A 16,059-nucleotide genomic window follows, 5' to 3' on the forward strand; every position below is an offset into this window, starting at 1 on the left:
GTTAAATCTGGTTAGTATCCCGGGTTTTGTTTCAGGCCTTGTTTGCCGTCCGCAGTTTTACTCTGGTTGATTGCAAATTCAGGAATCGGAAGATATTCGTCCTTACCTTTTCTGAATTGCGAGCCTGCAATACTGGTTCTCAGTTTTGATTCTCTGGCGATAAATTCATTCATCACCACATCAGCAACACCCCATCTTACAAGGTCAAAGAATCTGTGTCCTTCCATGGCCAGCTCGATGTAACGTTCAAATCTTACAGCTTTACGGGCCGCAACTTTATCAGTCCATGCCACAGTATAAGGTTTGATCTGATAGTCAGCTACCGGCTTGCCACCATCCATCATTACCGTCGATTTTGCGGCACGGTTACGGATGAGGTTCACATACTCCTGGGCTTTGGCCAGACTACCCACTTCCACTTCACATTCTGCGGCCATCAGAAGAAGGTCGGCATAACGCATCAGGATCTGGTTTTTACCCAACTGGGTTTGTCCCCATCCGCCGGGAATATAGTATTTGCCAACTTCGTCTTTCCACTGTACGTGTTTGTTAGGCAACCACGGGCCACCGTTGGCCAGCTGACGGATCCAGGTATCTTTAGCCAGACCGTAATCTTTGTAAGGAACACCGATACGGCCAACTGTATAATCTAATCTCGGATCCAGTACACCTCTGTCCGGGTAGTCGGTTGGATTAGACTCCTGGTTTTTAACGTTAACGCTGTTGTAAGTATCAACCAATGGAAGACCGCCGCTTGTACGATAGGCATTGACCAGGCTTTGAGAAGGCTGGTAAAATCCGCAACAACCGCCGGGGCCGTCATTGTGGGGATTGGTCAATTCACCTTCTTTGTTACTGTTTGCTCCGCCCGTACCATCACCTACGGTATATTGAATACCGAAAACGATTTCTTTCCCGTTTTCATAATCGCCTCTGAAGACATCTTTGAAATCTTCCTGAAGACCATACTTGTCACCTTTGCTGGTTACACCTCCGGCGATAATGGCGTCGAATACCGCTTTGGCTTCAGTGTATTTGTTCTGATAAAGCAATGCTTTTGCATAGTAGGCACCTGCAGCCCATTTGTTTACCCTACCCACCTGGGCTTGTGTAGCCGGAAGGTTATCATAGGCAAACTTAAGGTCGGCTTCAATCATCGGCCAGATGTCCTTGTCGTTAGTCAGAGCTTTGTAATCATCAGTAGAGATTACTTTTTCGTCAACAAAAGGAATGTTATTGAACGTCCTTTTGCCTTCAAAATGCTGGAATCCGCGAAGGAATCTCGTCTGGGCAATAACTGAAGTCTTTTTTGCAGCAGGAAGCGTAGTAGCTTTTTCCACAAGTCTCAGTACGATGTTAGCCATACCGATACCGTCAAAAATAGCTCTCCACTTGTTGGTTACTGAAGGACCGCTCGGCAGTACTTCAAATCTTTCTACCGGGTTAATTTCAGTAGCCTGGTCTAATGATTCGGAACCTTTGTACGAATCATCCGAACGGATACCGCCCCACAGCCAGTTGTTAGCACTGGTATACCAGGCTCCGATCTGTACACCTGTCAATCCCCTGTAGGCCACGATCAATGCCCCGTCCACTCCGTTTTCGTTGGCGATAGCTTCTTCTGAAATTGCTCCCAGCGGCGGTCTGTCAAGAAACTTCTCATCACATGAACCCAGAAATACCATAGGAATACCTATGCTGGCTATCACCGTTAAAAAATATTTTTTCATTATATTTTTAAAGTTTTAATTTAAAATTTAGAATTATAGTCCAATGTTCAAACCTAGTAATACAGTTCTCGGTGCAGGGGTTCTGAACTGATCCACACCCATTTGCAATTCACTGTTACCAAGGATTCCGATATCCGGGTCAGCACCGGAATATTTGGTAATTGTAAACAAGTTTTGAACCTGTAAATAAATTCTCGCTCTGCTCAAACCGATTTTCGACAATGGTGTAGCAGGTAAAGTATATCCAAGCTGCATTTGTCTTGCTCTCAGGAACGTGCCGCTTTCTACATAATAAGAAGTCGAAATGGCTCCTGAATAAGTATCGTTGGCATTCAGAATAGGAAGTCTGGCACCGGTGTTCTGAGGAGTCCATGAGTCTGTCAGTACTTCCTGGTTGTATCCACCCACGAAACCTCTCAGGTGAGTTGACCACTTGGTGTAGTTATAGATGTCGTTACCATAGTTCCAGAAAAGGAATGTCTGGAAGTCGAACGCTTTGTAAGTCAGAGAGATATCTGCTCCCATCTGGAATTTAGGGATAGGGCTTCCAAGGTAAGTCTGGTCAGAACCATCAATTTTCTTATCACCGTTTAGGTCTCTGATTTTCCATGAACCTACTCTCTTATAAGGCATGTCAGCATAAGAATCAACCTCCTGCTGAGTCTGGAACAGACCATCTATCTGCCAGCCCCAGAATGAAGCCAGCGGACGACCGCCTTCTACCCTCTGTATGTTACCAAGTCTGCCCGCACCGAACAACAGGGCTGAGCTACCTTCCGCATCAATTTTAACCGCTTCGTTTTTATAGTGAGTGAAAGTAAGACCTACCGCATAGTTAAGGTCTCCAACCACTTTACCTCTTGTGTTAACCCCGATATCAATACCTTTGTTGACCATCGTACCCACGTTGATTTTTGGTTGTCCGACAGCCGGTTCAAGACCATTAGGCTGACGATCAACCAGCAAATCCTTAGTAGTATTGTTGAAGTATTCGATACTGAAGTCAATTTTACCGTTCAGCAAAGTACCATCCAGACCTACGTTAACCATTTCGGCCGCTTCCCATTTGGTGCTTGGGTTACCTACCACGTTCGGACGATACCCGATAGCCGGAAGACCGTTGGAACCTGTGATGTCATAAGCCGTACCACCTAAGCTGGCTGAGAAAAATGAGTAGGCATTGGAAGAACCTACGTTTCTCTGGCTACCCATTTGTCCCCATCCACCGCGAAGTTTAAGGTCAGTGATATAAGGAAGAGATTTCATGAAGTTTTCTTCAGATAATCTCCAGCCGAAACCAAAGGCAGGGAACACCCCGTAACGGTAATCAGAACCAAAAACTGAAGAACCGTCTCTACGTACCGTAGCACTGAAGAGGTATTTGTCCATCAACTGGTATTCTGCCTTACCCATGATTGAATACAAGGTTCTCGGAGTACTTGGAGCTCCGCCGTTTTGAGGAAGGTTTTTACCGGTGCTCAACGACCAGAATGAAGGGTCATTGAAGTCATAATCCGTTCTTGATCCTGAAATACCTCTGAACTGCTCAAATATTGATTCTGTTGCAGCAAAAAGTTTAATGGTGTTTTTCTCATTAATGTCTTTTTTGTACTGCAAACTGTTGGTCCATGTCCATGATCCGCCTCTTGAGAAATACTCAGAGAACGCGTTGTTTCTGGTCGGTTCAGCTTTTTCAGGCGTAATGAACGTAAAGTTATAGCCGTTCACGATTCTCTGGTCTACACCGAAAGAAGACGAGAACATCAGGTCTTTATACAGTTCAATCTGGGTATAAATATTACCGAACAGGTTGATGCCATTGAATTTGTTGTCTTTGTTCCTGTCCAGGGCAACCAGCGGAGTGGTTGTACTACCGGCCTCTCCTAATGAAGTACCTGCATAATTTCCTTTCACATCATAGATAGGGATAAAAGGCACTGTTCTGTAAGAAGCATACCACGGACCGCCTTCGTTAGAGAAGTCAAGACCGTCGCCCGAGTTGAAAGGGTTACCGCTGGCACCATACTGGTTGGTGAAGGCCACCTGCAGGTTCTGACCGACGGTTATCCATTTTTTAGGCTTGAATCTGGTATTGGCACGGACAGTCACCCTGTTCATTCCCGTATGTTTGAAGATACCGTCAGAACCGAAATAGTTCAGACCGAATGAGTAAGCTCCTTTATCTGATCCGCCGGTGGCTGTGATCTGATGGCTTTGAACCGGGGCATCCTGGGCAGATGCTCTGTGCCAGTCAGTTCCTGCACTTGTCTCTGCTATCTGATAAGTGTTATCATAGCTGTACGGGTCAAAGTTATACCTTGCCATGTTGGGGTTAGTGGCATCTCCGGGGTTGGCATTAACGTTCATGTTGGTAACCAGGTATTTAGGGATACCATTCTGGAATACGTTGCTTTTAAACGGAATGCCCGCACCCGCCGCCGCTTTTTGCAGGTAAGAGTAGTAATCCTGTGTATTCAGCATATGAGGGAATACCCTGTCAGGCAATGACTGGATACCATAATAACCATCATAAGATAAAGTGGTTTTGCCGCTTGTGCCTGATTTTGTCGTTACGACGATAACGCCGTTTGCAGCACGTGAGCCGTAGATGGAAGCAGAAACAGGATCTTTAAGAACCTGAATAGACTCCACATCCTGAGGGTTAAGGGCATTAGCATTATCAGTAGGTACACCGTCGATAACATACAGTGGGTCGTTGTTACCGAATGAAGTAAACCCTCTGATCCTTACCTTAGCCGGAGCACCCGGAGCACCTGTACCACTGACAGTTACACCCGGAGCACGTCCCTGAAGCATATTACCCAGGTTAGAACTTGGCTGTTGAAGGGCTGTTTTAGTGTTTACCACCGATACTGAACCGATGATGTCCTTTTTCTTTTCAGACGTGTAACCCGTTACAACTACTTCGTCAAGTGCGGAGATGTCTTCACTGAGTGTAACATTGATTACGCTCTGGGTTCCGATGTTGACATCCTGGGTAAGATAACCGATGGAAGAGAATGTAAGGATTTTGCTGCTTGCTGAGGTAGCAATCTTGTAGTTTCCGTCGACGTCGGTAACGGTACCTATAGTCGTTCCTTTCACAACAATACTCACACCGGGAATCCCGGTTCCTGTATTATCACTGACCTTACCACTTACAGCCCCCTGACCGTAGGTTCGTACACTTACAAACCCAAGTAAACTGCACAGCAAAATTCCTCTGATTAGAGAAAAGTAGATTTGTTTCATTGAACTTTAGATTAAAATGAGAAAATTGTTTAATTAAATCCGGGAAAAATTTTCAGGCTGAATGATTTTTAGTAAATATGATTATTTGAATAATAAATTATATTTACAAATGTATCATTATTGAATCTGTCATTTAATAGGGAATACCCTAGTTTTAATTCAATAAATTATTAGATTAATCAATTTTTCCTGAGAGGAAAAAACAAGAGAAAATATACGTTGTACGACGTACAGTGCATGATTTTTAAAATCCGGGAGGAAATTTTCAGGAGGCCGTTACTTTCTTGAGCGGAACGGATATCATCACGGAAGTTCCCCTCTCAGGGCTGCTCTGCCATATCACCTGGCCGCTCAGATATTCGACCCGGAATATAACATTATTAATTCCGCTGCCCTTTTCTTCCTGCCCGACTTCGAACCCGTTTCCGTCGTCTTCAACGTTGATCAGGAGTTCTTCTTCATTGGTAATGATCTGAATAATAATCTTGTTCGGATGGGCATGTTTAAGGGCATTGTTGATCAGCTCCTGGATGGCCCTGTACAGTAGTGCGATGGCTTCCTGGTTTAATTCCGGGAAATTACCGTATTTGCGGATACTGATTTCGGTCTTTTTGATCGACTGAAGTTTATGTATCAGGTCTTCCAGGGCGATAATGAGCCCGAAATTGGAGAGAGAGAAGGGGTGGATGTTGTGTGAAATCACACGGATTTCATAAAAAGCCTCGTCAATGATCCTGTTAACGGACTTTTTTTCTTCAGGCAGAAAGTTCTTGCCGTGGGTTTCAATAAAAAACTTGATCTGCGAAAGCTGGATGCCCAGGCTGTCGTGCAGGTCACGGGCTATCCGGCTGCGTTCATTTTCCTGGCCCTGCATCAGGGATTCGAGGGATTTTAACTCCAGGTTCTTGATTTTCTGTTCATTGATCAGCTCCTGCTGGTTGGAAATAAGTTTCTGCTGCCGGTTACCTATATAAAGGGCAATGGCCCCGGAAACAAGGAAAATCAGGACAATCACCAGGATGACGTTCTGCATATTGGTCTTCCTGATTTCCTGTTCAATCAGCTTGCTCTCCGCCTGCAGATTTTTAAACTGGTTGTTGACTTTCTCCAGCCTGAAGTTCTTGGTTTGTTCAGATTCGTAAAACTGGTTGATAAAAGAAAGGGTCTTTTTATGGTAGATATTGGCATTTTTGTGGTCGCCCAGGTCGGTATAGCAGGCGGCAACGGCTTCGGTGATGTCTTTGGCGTACGCCACATTTTTGGTTTCCCCACTTAAGGCCAGGGCTTTCAGGTAATAGTCCAGGGCCTTTTTCTTCTGGTGATTGTGGTCTTCAATTTTACCCATGTAAAAGTAATTGAGCGAAACCAGCCACTTGATTTTAGCCCCTTCAGCATACATCTGGCTCAGGTTGGCATATTTTCTGGCCTCATTCAGGTTGCCGTTAATGATATGACAGATCGCCAGCAAATTGTGGGCATAGCTCAGTTGTAAGTCATACCGGTAGCTGATGCATTCTTTTTCTACCTCCTTTAGTTCGGTTATTAATTTATAGTCGAATGGCTTCTGCAGCTTTTTGGTGTCAATAATAGAGAGCTGGCAATGTATTTTGTTTTCAATGTCCCCTGTCTTTTTAAAATACCTCAAAGCGGCGTAGTAATGCTCCAGGGCGTATTTTTTTGTGAAATTATCGACATAATAAATCGTTGCCACCTTCATGATGGCGTCATAATAGTTTGCCGAATCCCCGGTTTGTTTAAACAGCCCCGCACTTTGCTGAAAAGCCTCGAGGCTGAATTTATTAAATCCGTAAATGCTCTCATAGCTTTTTCCCAGTTTGAGGTACAGGTGTGCCAGGGCCTGCGGGTTGTTGTTGTTATTGATGATGCTTTTGTTGATTTCGAGCAAATTAAGGGAATCTGTTTCTTCTTCTCTTGATTGCCCGAGTCCGGTCAGGGTACCCATTATCCATAAAATGGTACCAGTTAAGAGAGTTTTAAACGTTGATTTATGTCCCGGAATCATCATAAAAAGTTAGCTTCCATGGCCGTTTTGATCAGTAAAGCGGTATTGGGAACATCAAATTTCACCAGTAAACTACTCCTGTGAAACTCGACGGCTTTGGTCGTCACAAACAATTTATCTGCAATTTGCTGGGTAGTATACCCTTCCGAGATCAGGAACAGCACTTCCTTTTCTCTCGGTGTCAGGTTAAGCTCCACCCCGGTACCTGCAGCGTGTTTCCTGGTTTTGTGCTGGTGGTCCTCCATCTGCTTCTGAATATAGTCATTGATGTACGCCTGGCCTTGACTGACATGGGCAATGGCATCTAAAAGCTCGGCTTTGGTGGTGTTTTTCAGTAAAAAGCCATGGGCTCCCTTTTTCAGTACTCTTTTGACAATACTCAGGTCATCATGCATGGTCAGGATAATGATCTTGATTTCGGGGTGATGCTGCAGGATATGATCGCATAATTTCATGCCGTCCTCAACTTTGGGCATTGATATGTCAAGAAGAATAACCTGAGGCCTGGTTTTAATCAACATGTCTCTGACATCTGCAGTGTTGAAGCAACTGGCCACCACACTGATATTTTCGGTGTCAGAAAGGAGCGAGCTTATTCCTTCAGCAAAAACGTTATGGTCGTCTGCTATTAAAACATTAATCATAGTATCTGGTTTGTAAGAATGGAGCAAGTTATGAAAAATTAACTTGTCTGATGTAAAACCGGCAAGGATTAATGATTGAATTAATTAAATTTTAAATGAAAATAATCCTAAGAATTTGAAAGGAAAAAGGGGACCTGTCATATACAAAAACTGCCCTCCCGACACTAAGCCGGGAGGGCAGTTCCATACATGACTACCAGGTCAGTTAAGGCCTTCCCACCATTTTTTGAAGGTCTGGGTGCTGTCTTTGAGCAGGACCGGCTGTCCAATGACCGGGGTGACCAGCGGAATACCCGGGGACTGGTTTAATTCTGTGATTTTCCGGAGAGGCTCGTCCCAGGAGTGGTTACCCAGGGCAAATTTTGATGAGTGTACCGGGAACAACCTTTTTGCATTGAGATCTTTGGCGGCCTTCAGCACTTCATCAGGCAGCATATGGATGTATTTCCAGCTTTTATCGTACTGACCGTTTTCAAGAATGGCCAGGTCGAAGGTTCCGAATTTTTTCCCGATTTCGGCAAAATGGGTGTCATAACCGCTGTCTCCGCCGATATAAAGTTTGTAATGACGAGCGATCAGGACAAATGAAGTCCATATGGCCCTGTTCCTGGCAAAAGTCCTTCCTGAAAAGTGCCTTGCAGGGGCAGTATATATCGTAAATCCTTCGCCCAGCTCTATTTGTTCGTTCCAGTCTTTCTCGATGATCGTGTTTTTGTCAAAACCCCAGTATTCAAAATGCTCTCCCGTACCTAAGCCGGTGATGACTTTGCCTACTTTGGGTTTTAGGGCCAGGATGGTTTTATAGTCCAGGTGGTCCCAGTGGTCGTGGGAGATAAGCAGGTAGTCTATTTCCGGGAAATCATCCGGGGTGTAAACGTCCGTGCCGATAAAGCTCCTTGTCGTAAAAGCAACCGGTGAGGCCGCTCCGCTGAGTACAGGGTCAACCAGGAATTTTTTACCGTCAATCTGCATGAAATAGGAGGAATGCCCAAACCAGATTATGACATCCTGCTGCGGGTCCAGGTGCTTAAGGTCTGTTTTTACAGACGGGATGGTGTCGGTAGGCTTGTTTCTGAGCTTCTCAGAAAAAATAAAATCTTTCATGACCGAGAAATAGCTCACGCCCTCGGTAAGGTCGGGGGTAACGCTGAGGTTCTGAAAGGAGCCGTCTTTATAATGAGGCGATTTTTTGATGAGTTCAAGCCTGGCACCGCTGGGGGCTCTGCCGAATTCGGGTTGCTGAATAAAAGCGTAAACAGCAACAAATAAGACTGAAATGATAACTAAGGTCGTAAGCATTATTTTTTTAATTAATTTCATTGAGTTTGTCAGAAACGGCTTTTGTATTTTCTTTCATCAATTAATTTGCTGATTATCAAATAAAATATTATTGATTGACTAATCACTCTACAAAACTATAGGATTATTTCTTCTCTGCCAATTTTTTCTTTTAAAATATTATTTCCGGTTAAATTCCGGGATGATTGGTTGTTCGGGGGAAAGGAGAACGGAAAAAAGGACAAAGGAAAAAAGGAGGAAGTATAACGAATAAAATAGGAAAGAGAGTATTCCTGCAGGACATTCAATAATTCATTGAAGCATTGAACATTCATAATTATTCAAAAAAATGCCCTCTTTCCGGAATGGGGTACCGGAAAAGAGGGGCTGTTTATAGAGTGGTTGAATAATGTCGTTTTTCAGATAACCGGGTTCAGGGGCGTGTCAATGATTTCGCCTACTTTGGCTCCCGGGCACCAGGCGTTCCAATCGTTGACCTGGTTCTGATTCTGAGGTTCTTTTAAACGTGTCTCGGCATCCATATAAATGACCGTCATAACCTTTCTCATCTGCCCGGTGTTATTGGCTCCGGCACGGTGAAAAAGCCATCCTGAATGGAAACTGACCTCACCGGCATCAAAAGGTTCGATAACATGTTCAAAATTATTGATCCGGAGGTTTTGTCTGATCTGATTTTCAGACTCATCTCCGATTTCGAGGTCTCTGCCTGAAACGATCTTCTGGCTTTTGGCCGAGAATTCCAGGGGACCCATTTCAAGAGGTGTAGCTTGCAGGGGAATCCAGGCTGTTATGGTATTGTCGGTAGCTAATGGCCAGTAGTATTGATCGGCATGCCAGGGCGTAAAGCCGCCGCCAGCCTCTTTAAATAAGGCCTGATCATGGTAAATCCTGACATTTTTGCAAGCCATTAATCCGGCTGCAATAGAGGCGAGGCGTTTACTCAGGACCAGCTTTTTTATTTCTTCATTTTCACGCCAAAGGTTAAAAATCTGCAGAAAGGCTTTGCTGTAGGTATCTCTTTTTTCGATAGGGGTGTGCACCTGATTGAGCCTTTCCACTTCCTGTCCGATCAGTTCATTAAAATAAGCAAGGGTTTCCTGATCGAGTACATTTTTGAGTTTAATGAAGTTATTTTCCTGATAGAAACGTATGCTTTCGGCTGAAAGCTCATAGGGTTGATCAAGTATGTTCATATTTTAACAGGTTAATTGAGTGGCACAAATATCCTGATAATTTAATTCTTCCTGTTTGGTTTAAATTACCCTGTTTTTGTACTATTTTAGCATTTAATAGTTTTTTGTTTATTTTTTAGGGTAAAATAATAATGAAAGCCTCTTTAGAGTATTTAGCTGATCATGATTATGACACGGTCCTGGTGCGGAAATTCGAGCTGACGACGTTTCAGCATGCCTACCATTTTCATCCTGAATTTGAACTGACACTCGTTCTTAAAGGCCATGGGAAAAGATACGTGGGAAACCATGTCGATGACTTTGAGGCAGGCGATCTTGTCCTTTTAGGGCCCGATTTGCCGCACTGCTGGCTTAGTGGCCCTGATTTTGAGGGAGAGGCAGAGGCAGTTGTGATTCAGTTCAGGGAGAATTTTGCCGGAGAGGGCTTCCTGGGATTAAAAGCCCTGGAGCAGATCAGGAATCTGCTCGAATTATCAGGAGCAGGATTATGTGTTGAAAAAGCGGCAGTGCCGGTAATCTCCCGGGATATCGAGGACCTGGTGAACCGTCCTTTTTTTGATCAGCTGCACGGGTTACTGGGTGTTCTCCAGAAGATAGCCATACAAAATCAGTTTCACCTGCTGGATGATCAATTCCTTCATTTCAATAAGACATTTTCTGAAACGCTGAGATTTCAGCGGGTTTACGGTCACCTGATCGAAAACTATACTTCTGATATCAGCCTTGACGAAATAGCCTCTGTAGCCAGCTTGTCGCAGACGGCCTTTTGCCGTTATTTTAAGAAAACCACGGGTAAAACTTTCGTGGAGGTGCTGAATGAATTCCGGATCAAACACGCCGTGAACCTGCTGCAGCAATCCGAAAAATCTGTTTCGGAGATCGGACTGGAATCCGGGTTTGATGACCTTTCTTATTTTACGAAGACGTTCAAAAAATATAAAAAAATAAGCCCTCTGGCGTTCAGAAGGCTTACTGTCAATGCGTAACTTAATGTCAGGACAACCTGATGGGTAAAGACCTGACGGCTTTCCCGGTCAGTTGTAAGATGGCACCGCCTATGGCCGGGGCTACCGGTCCCATCGGGGGCTCGCCCACACCATAAGGTTCGTCATGCCCCTGCACTATCACCACCTCTATTTCAGGGGTGTCGGCCAGGGTCACCATCGGATACTCATGGAAATTGGAGCTGGCGATCTGACCGTCTTTTACCTTTATTTCTTCATATAAAGTAGCAGTCAGGCCCATCATGGTCGCCCCCTCTACCTGCATTCTGATGCCTTCCGGATTGATCACCATGCCCGGGTCTATCACCTGGGTAATCTTTCTTACTTTGATCATTCCGTCAATAATCTCCACTTCAGCCACCGCAGCTGCAATGGTTTTCCTGTCGTTGCAAATCGCTACTCCACGCCCTGTTCCTTCAGGCTTTGTTTTGTCCCAGCCACTTTTCTCAGCCAGGACTTCCAGCACTTTCTGATATCTTTTGTTGATTTTTTCTGATCCTTTCAGCAGGTCCATTCTCAGGGCTATGGGGTCTTTGCCGGTTTTATGAGCGAGTTCGTTCATAAAACTTTCAATGGCAAATGTATTCGGAAATATCCCCACACTTCTCCAGATACCGGTGGTTACAGGTAGTTGCTGATGCCAGACAGATGTGGATTTATTTTTGACATTGTACATAATGGAGGCACCGTGTCCGGCAGAAATGAAATCTGCTCCCAGGAAAAACGCCCCGACATTTTCAGGTGCCATGGAGAAGATCTGGTCCGGTGTGGCCTGATCGTGTGTAATGGCTTCCACTTCACCGTTTTTATTCATTTTTGCGGCCAGCACGTGGTGGGTTTGTGGTCTGAAGACCCCATTCATGAATTCCTGTTCACGGGTGTTGAACACATGAACGGGTTGTCCTACTATTTTTGAAATCCTCGCTACATTTTGTGGTTGCAGCAGGTCCATCCTGCGGCCAAATCCGCCCCCTGAAAAGGCTACTTTAAGATTGACTTCGTCTTTTCCGAGGCCGAGTGCACTGCTGACAGCCCCTCTGACCATGTCGGGAGCCTGGGTCCCTGTCCACACGGTAGCTTTGTTTTCTTCTGCGTGAACGACCGATCCGTTAGGCTCCATATGGGCATGAACGGCCATCGGGGTGCGGTATTCCTGCTTAAATACTTCTTCAGGATGGTCTTTTATGGCAGATTCGGCAGAACCTTCATTTTGCACATTGACCCTTGTGCCGGTACCCACTTTTGTCAAAGCCACAAATTCATCCTGCTGCCACTTTTTAGGCACATCCCATTGGGCTTCCATTTTTTCGAGGGCAGTCTGAGCTGCATATCTTGATTTGGCGACCACGGCCACCAGGTCATCTTCATGGATCACTTTTACCACACCCGGTGATTGGGCTGCCAGGTCTGTTTTTACACTTTTGAGTTTTCCCCCGATATAAGGTGACTGGAGAATCGCCCCGTAAAGCATACCCGGAAAAGTCTGATCTATTCCGAAAATGGGCTTGCCCAGTACTTTTTGTTTTAAATCTATCCGCTTAAAGTCCTTGCCGACAAACCTGAACTCAGAGGCCGGTTTCAGTGCCGGTATTTCCGGAACTTCCCAGTCTTTGGTGCCCGCAGCAAGGGCTGCGTAAGTTATTTTTCTATTACCGGATGATAGTTCTCCGTTATGAGCTTTTACTTCTGAAGGTTTTATTCCCCATTGTTTTGCAGCTGCTATTTTGAGCATTTCACGCATGGTGGCGGCTACTTCCCGGATAGTTACATAAAGTGACGAAGTGGAATTGCTGCCGCCTGTACTTACTTTATCGATCGGGCCGTTGCTGGTGGAGGCATGTTCTACTTTTATCCTGTCGAGGGGCATTTCAAGTTCTTCTGCCGCCAGCATCGCAAAACCCGTAAAGATGCCTTGTCCCATCTCAATTTTGGGTGATTTCATCAGTACGGTATTGTCGGGAAGTATTTCAAACCATAAAAGAGCTTCATTGTTGGCCAGCATCGAAGGCATGTCCATTCCCTCTGCTGTTTCGGCTATAAACCTTCTGATCACGCCTTTGGCAGCATAAGTGGCCACCACTACACCTCCCAAAACGATGGCTGACCGCTGGAAGAATTTTCTTCTTGAAAATGTCTTTTTGTTCTCTGTTGCCATGGGATTAAGATTTTAAGGATTGTTTGATTTCAGCTGCTCTCCTGATGGCTTTGAGGATACGGGGTTGGGTTCCGCAACGACAGATGTTGGTAATGTTGTTTTTGATATCTTCGTCAGTAGGGGCAGGGTATTGTTCAATCAGACGGGCGGCAGCCATCATGAATCCGGGCTGGCAATAACCGCATTGAGGTACATTTTCCTCCATCCAGGCCTGCTGAATGGGGTGAAGGTGTTCTTCACTTTCAGAAAGTCCTTCCAGTGTAGTGACTGATTTTCCGGACACAAACTCGGCCGGAATTGAACAGGAGCGGAATGCTTCTCCGTCCACATGCAAGGTGCATGCCCCGCACATGGCTTTACCACAGCCGAATTTGGTTCCTTTCAGATTCAGCTCGTCTCTGACCACCCACAGCAAGGGCATGGCGGGGTCAATGTTGAGCCGGGTGGCTTTCCCGTTGATGGTGAAATCTATTTCCATATTGATGATGTTATCTTTATTTATTTTGACTGACTGATCACTCTGTATTAAAAATAAAAAATTAGGATATCATGTTCCACAGCATTTCAAAAGTTTCTTCTATAACGGCCTTGCGTTTTTCAGCGTCCATCTCGTTGGTAGTCAGGTATTGATACACACCGAAAACATGACTCATGATCAGGGTGTAAATAAAATCAACCGGAAGAGGCTTGATGATCTTCTGGGCAATGCCGTCTTCAATCATCCGTAAATGTGCCGTTGCCTGGTCTTTGATTTCTTCAGGAGTCACTTTTGAGAGAAACGGTGAACTGTGAAACTGCTGAATGAACCTGAATTCATACTGATTATCCATGGCCCAGTACATCGTACTCAGGTACAAAGACTTCATTTTGCCTTTTATGCTTGATTCGTTTTCCAGCCCGGTCATGAGACATCCTGCCATTCTCATTTTGATGTCCACATACAGGGCTACGATCAGGTCATCTTTGGTTTTGTAATAATGAAAGAGGGTCCCGTTGGCCACACCGGCTTCTTTGGCTATTTTGCTGGTCGGTGTTCCGTGAAACCCGAATTCAACAAATAACTTCATCGCAGCAGCAAGTAACTCTTTCTGTTTATCCATGTATAATTTCTGATAACTGCAGGTCTCCTTTCTCCATCTTCCTTTCTCCGCAAAAAAATAGATTGACCAATCAGTCAACAAAGTTATTGATTTTTTTTTACCCTGCAAATTTTCAGGGAAGAACTTGGCTTTTCAAAATGAAGGCTGCTGTTTTGGTACAGAAGTTAGCACGAATACATCTGAAAGCCTGGTTTACTTTCAGATGTATCAGAGGGTCAGATTTGTTGAGAAAGGCTTTTCACTGCTGTTATTTTGTCGCTAAGCGGGAGTCTTTTGCAAACGCCAGGGCGTACATCAGTGAAGCTCCGATCATGTTGGTAATCCTGAATACGTTCAGCAGTTCCATAGGGTCGCCTGCTTTTGGCAGATGGACCATTACAATTACCAGTAGCAGATAGACTGCCAGGAGGAGGGAGGCGAGTTTATCGTATTTGCCTGTTGTACAGCTGACAATAAATGCCAGCATCAGGATTCCGGTGAGATAATTCAGGAAATAGGGGAAGGGGAGATAGTCAGGAACGTATCTTTTCACCCCGACATCGGCCAGAAACAAATGCAGGACAACATAGAAAGAAAAGGAATAGACAAACAGCCATTTGCCTGATTTGAGCAGCTTTTTCATTTATAAGTCAATTTGAAATGGGATAAGTGGCCTGATTTCGACACTTCCATGAGGGTATTTAAGAATGGGGCAGTTAAAACTCCATTGCTGAACCTCTTCTTCAGTGCCTTTACAAATCAGGAATCCGGCAACAAGCCTGTTGTCAGTTCCTTTGTCAGGCCCTGGCTGTATGCCCGATTTGGTGATCATCTGCCCCTGATATTCCACCGGCTGTGTGGATATCAGCTTACCCTGCATCGCGATGTTACCTATCCACTGCTGCCATGCCGGCATGTCTTCAGCCATGTCTTCCTGGCTGAGGATATAGGCGTTTTCTCCGCTGATATTGCGAAATAATAACAAGAACTCTTTCATGAGAATGGTGATTTAAATGTGATTTGATGCTACAAAGTTTCCACATTTAAATTTATATTGCCTTGACATTTGTCACGATTTCAGGCCTTATAATTTCCCCTTTAGCCGGCTGAAGGTTTCCTGTGAAATACCAAGGTATGAAGCGATGAGTTTTCCGGATAAGCGGCTCATCAGCCCGGGGCGGTTGTCCATGAGCCACTTGATCCGTTCCAGAGAAGAAAGAGCTACAAAAGTATTGATCCTGTATACTGAATTAGCATAGGAGTATTCCAGGATCTGCTGATATACATTCCGGAACTGAGGGACATTCTCCATCATTTTCTGAAAACCCTGCCTGTCAATGTAATACAACTCAGATATTTCGACAGTTCTGATGTTTTCATTCGAAGGAGTCTGGTTGCCAAAACTTATCAGCTCTGAGCACCAGTTGTTTTCCACGACGATGTCACGGGTAGTTTCATTGCTTTCAGCATCGTAAACAAATACCTGCAGACACCCCCTGGCAACAAAATAGACGTTTTTGCATATTTCGCCCTGATTCAGAAGCATTTCATTCCTCTTCTTTCGGAGAATCTTAAAATGACTGATTACTTCGTCAATTTTATCTGTGTTGTCACCCAGTCTATCCACCAGGTGCTGTCGCAGCATGTTTTTCATGAGGTTTTTTTATTCAACAACTCAAA

The 16,059-nt window shown here is 44.8% G+C and carries 13 protein-coding genes; 1 reads left to right on the plus strand and 12 read right to left on the minus strand.

Annotation, left to right across the window (positions count from 1 at the left end):
* Positions 1-11: 11 nt before the first annotated feature.
* From GVN16_RS09220 to GVN16_RS09245, 6 genes are all read right to left on the minus strand, one after another.
* Entirely contained in the window at positions 12-1,730 is a 1,719-nt protein-coding gene (locus GVN16_RS09220; protein WP_166563595.1) for a RagB/SusD family nutrient uptake outer membrane protein, read from the minus strand.
* 33 nt (positions 1,731-1,763) lie between these two features.
* A complete protein-coding gene (locus GVN16_RS09225; protein ID WP_166563596.1) occupies positions 1,764-4,982 on the minus strand; it encodes a TonB-dependent receptor in 3,219 nt (1,072 codons plus the stop codon).
* Positions 4,983-5,247: 265 nt separating this feature from the next.
* Positions 5,248-6,945 carry a sensor histidine kinase gene (locus GVN16_RS09230; protein WP_166563597.1) on the minus strand — a complete coding sequence of 566 codons (1,698 nt, stop codon included), beginning with the start codon at positions 6,943-6,945 and terminating at the stop codon, positions 5,248-5,250.
* 59 nt (positions 6,946-7,004) lie between these two features.
* Positions 7,005-7,649: a response regulator transcription factor gene (locus GVN16_RS09235; protein ID WP_166563598.1), complete on the minus strand. Its 645-nt coding sequence runs from the start codon at positions 7,647-7,649 to the stop codon at positions 7,005-7,007.
* A gap of 201 nt (positions 7,650-7,850) precedes the next feature.
* On the minus strand, positions 7,851-8,948 hold the full coding sequence (locus GVN16_RS09240) for an MBL fold metallo-hydrolase (RefSeq protein ID WP_205748826.1): 1,098 nt from the start codon (positions 8,946-8,948) through the stop codon (positions 7,851-7,853).
* A 398-nt stretch (positions 8,949-9,346) separates the two neighbouring features.
* Entirely contained in the window at positions 9,347-10,141 is a 795-nt protein-coding gene (locus GVN16_RS09245) for a phytanoyl-CoA dioxygenase family protein (RefSeq protein WP_166563599.1), read from the minus strand.
* A gap of 131 nt (positions 10,142-10,272) precedes the next feature.
* Here GVN16_RS09245 and GVN16_RS09250 point away from each other — a divergent pair, with 131 nt between their 5' ends.
* A complete protein-coding gene (locus tag GVN16_RS09250; RefSeq protein WP_166563600.1) occupies positions 10,273-11,127 on the plus strand; it encodes an AraC family transcriptional regulator in 855 nt (284 codons plus the stop codon).
* 7 nt (positions 11,128-11,134) lie between these two features.
* Here GVN16_RS09250 and GVN16_RS09255 read toward each other — a convergent pair whose 3' ends face one another.
* The 6 genes from GVN16_RS09255 to GVN16_RS09280 form a co-directional block, all read right to left on the minus strand.
* Positions 11,135-13,300 (minus strand): xanthine dehydrogenase family protein molybdopterin-binding subunit, encoded by a 2,166-nt coding sequence (locus tag GVN16_RS09255; protein WP_166563601.1) that lies wholly within the window; start codon positions 13,298-13,300, stop codon positions 11,135-11,137.
* 4 nt (positions 13,301-13,304) lie between these two features.
* Complete coding sequence (locus GVN16_RS09260; protein ID WP_166563602.1) at positions 13,305-13,778, minus strand: (2Fe-2S)-binding protein; 474 nt, start codon at positions 13,776-13,778, stop codon at positions 13,305-13,307.
* Between the two features lie 61 nt (positions 13,779-13,839).
* Positions 13,840-14,400: a TetR/AcrR family transcriptional regulator gene (locus tag GVN16_RS09265; protein ID WP_166563603.1), complete on the minus strand. Its 561-nt coding sequence runs from the start codon at positions 14,398-14,400 to the stop codon at positions 13,840-13,842.
* A 247-nt stretch (positions 14,401-14,647) separates the two neighbouring features.
* Complete coding sequence (locus tag GVN16_RS09270; RefSeq protein WP_166563604.1) at positions 14,648-15,022, minus strand: hypothetical protein; 375 nt, start codon at positions 15,020-15,022, stop codon at positions 14,648-14,650.
* Complete coding sequence (locus GVN16_RS09275; RefSeq protein WP_166563605.1) at positions 15,023-15,376, minus strand: hypothetical protein; 354 nt, start codon at positions 15,374-15,376, stop codon at positions 15,023-15,025. It abuts the gene before it with no gap.
* A gap of 87 nt (positions 15,377-15,463) precedes the next feature.
* Positions 15,464-16,033 (minus strand): Crp/Fnr family transcriptional regulator, encoded by a 570-nt coding sequence (locus tag GVN16_RS09280; protein WP_166563606.1) that lies wholly within the window; start codon positions 16,031-16,033, stop codon positions 15,464-15,466.
* Between the last annotated feature and the right edge of the window lie 26 nt (positions 16,034-16,059).

Source organism: Emticicia sp. CRIBPO (assembly GCF_009905725.1).
GTDB lineage: Bacteria > Bacteroidota > Bacteroidia > Cytophagales > Spirosomataceae > Leadbetterella.

What these genes read in the sequence shown, in the direction of transcription:
- GVN16_RS09250 (WP_166563600.1), top strand. Translation starts at nt 10,273, where the DNA reads ATGAAAGCCTCTTTAGAGTATTTAGCTGATCATGATTATGACACGGTC.
- GVN16_RS09255 (WP_166563601.1), bottom strand. Translation starts at nt 13,300, where the DNA reads ATGGCAACAGAGAACAAAAAGACATTTTCAAGAAGAAAATTCTTCCAG.
- GVN16_RS09230 (WP_166563597.1), bottom strand. Translation starts at nt 6,945, where the DNA reads ATGGGTACCCTGACCGGACTCGGGCAATCAAGAGAAGAAGAAACAGAT.
- GVN16_RS09260 (WP_166563602.1), bottom strand. Translation starts at nt 13,778, where the DNA reads ATGGAAATAGATTTCACCATCAACGGGAAAGCCACCCGGCTCAACATT.
- GVN16_RS09280 (WP_166563606.1), bottom strand. Translation starts at nt 16,033, where the DNA reads ATGAAAAACATGCTGCGACAGCACCTGGTGGATAGACTGGGTGACAAC.
- GVN16_RS09270 (WP_166563604.1), bottom strand. Translation starts at nt 15,022, where the DNA reads ATGAAAAAGCTGCTCAAATCAGGCAAATGGCTGTTTGTCTATTCCTTT.
- GVN16_RS09275 (WP_166563605.1), bottom strand. Translation starts at nt 15,376, where the DNA reads ATGAAAGAGTTCTTGTTATTATTTCGCAATATCAGCGGAGAAAACGCC.
- GVN16_RS09235 (WP_166563598.1), bottom strand. Translation starts at nt 7,649, where the DNA reads ATGATTAATGTTTTAATAGCAGACGACCATAACGTTTTTGCTGAAGGA.
- GVN16_RS09220 (WP_166563595.1), bottom strand. Translation starts at nt 1,730, where the DNA reads ATGAAAAAATATTTTTTAACGGTGATAGCCAGCATAGGTATTCCTATG.
- GVN16_RS09225 (WP_166563596.1), bottom strand. Translation starts at nt 4,982, where the DNA reads ATGAAACAAATCTACTTTTCTCTAATCAGAGGAATTTTGCTGTGCAGT.
- GVN16_RS09265 (WP_166563603.1), bottom strand. Translation starts at nt 14,400, where the DNA reads ATGGATAAACAGAAAGAGTTACTTGCTGCTGCGATGAAGTTATTTGTT.
- GVN16_RS09240 (WP_205748826.1), bottom strand. Translation starts at nt 8,948, where the DNA reads ATGCTTACGACCTTAGTTATCATTTCAGTCTTATTTGTTGCTGTTTAC.
- GVN16_RS09245 (WP_166563599.1), bottom strand. Translation starts at nt 10,141, where the DNA reads ATGAACATACTTGATCAACCCTATGAGCTTTCAGCCGAAAGCATACGT.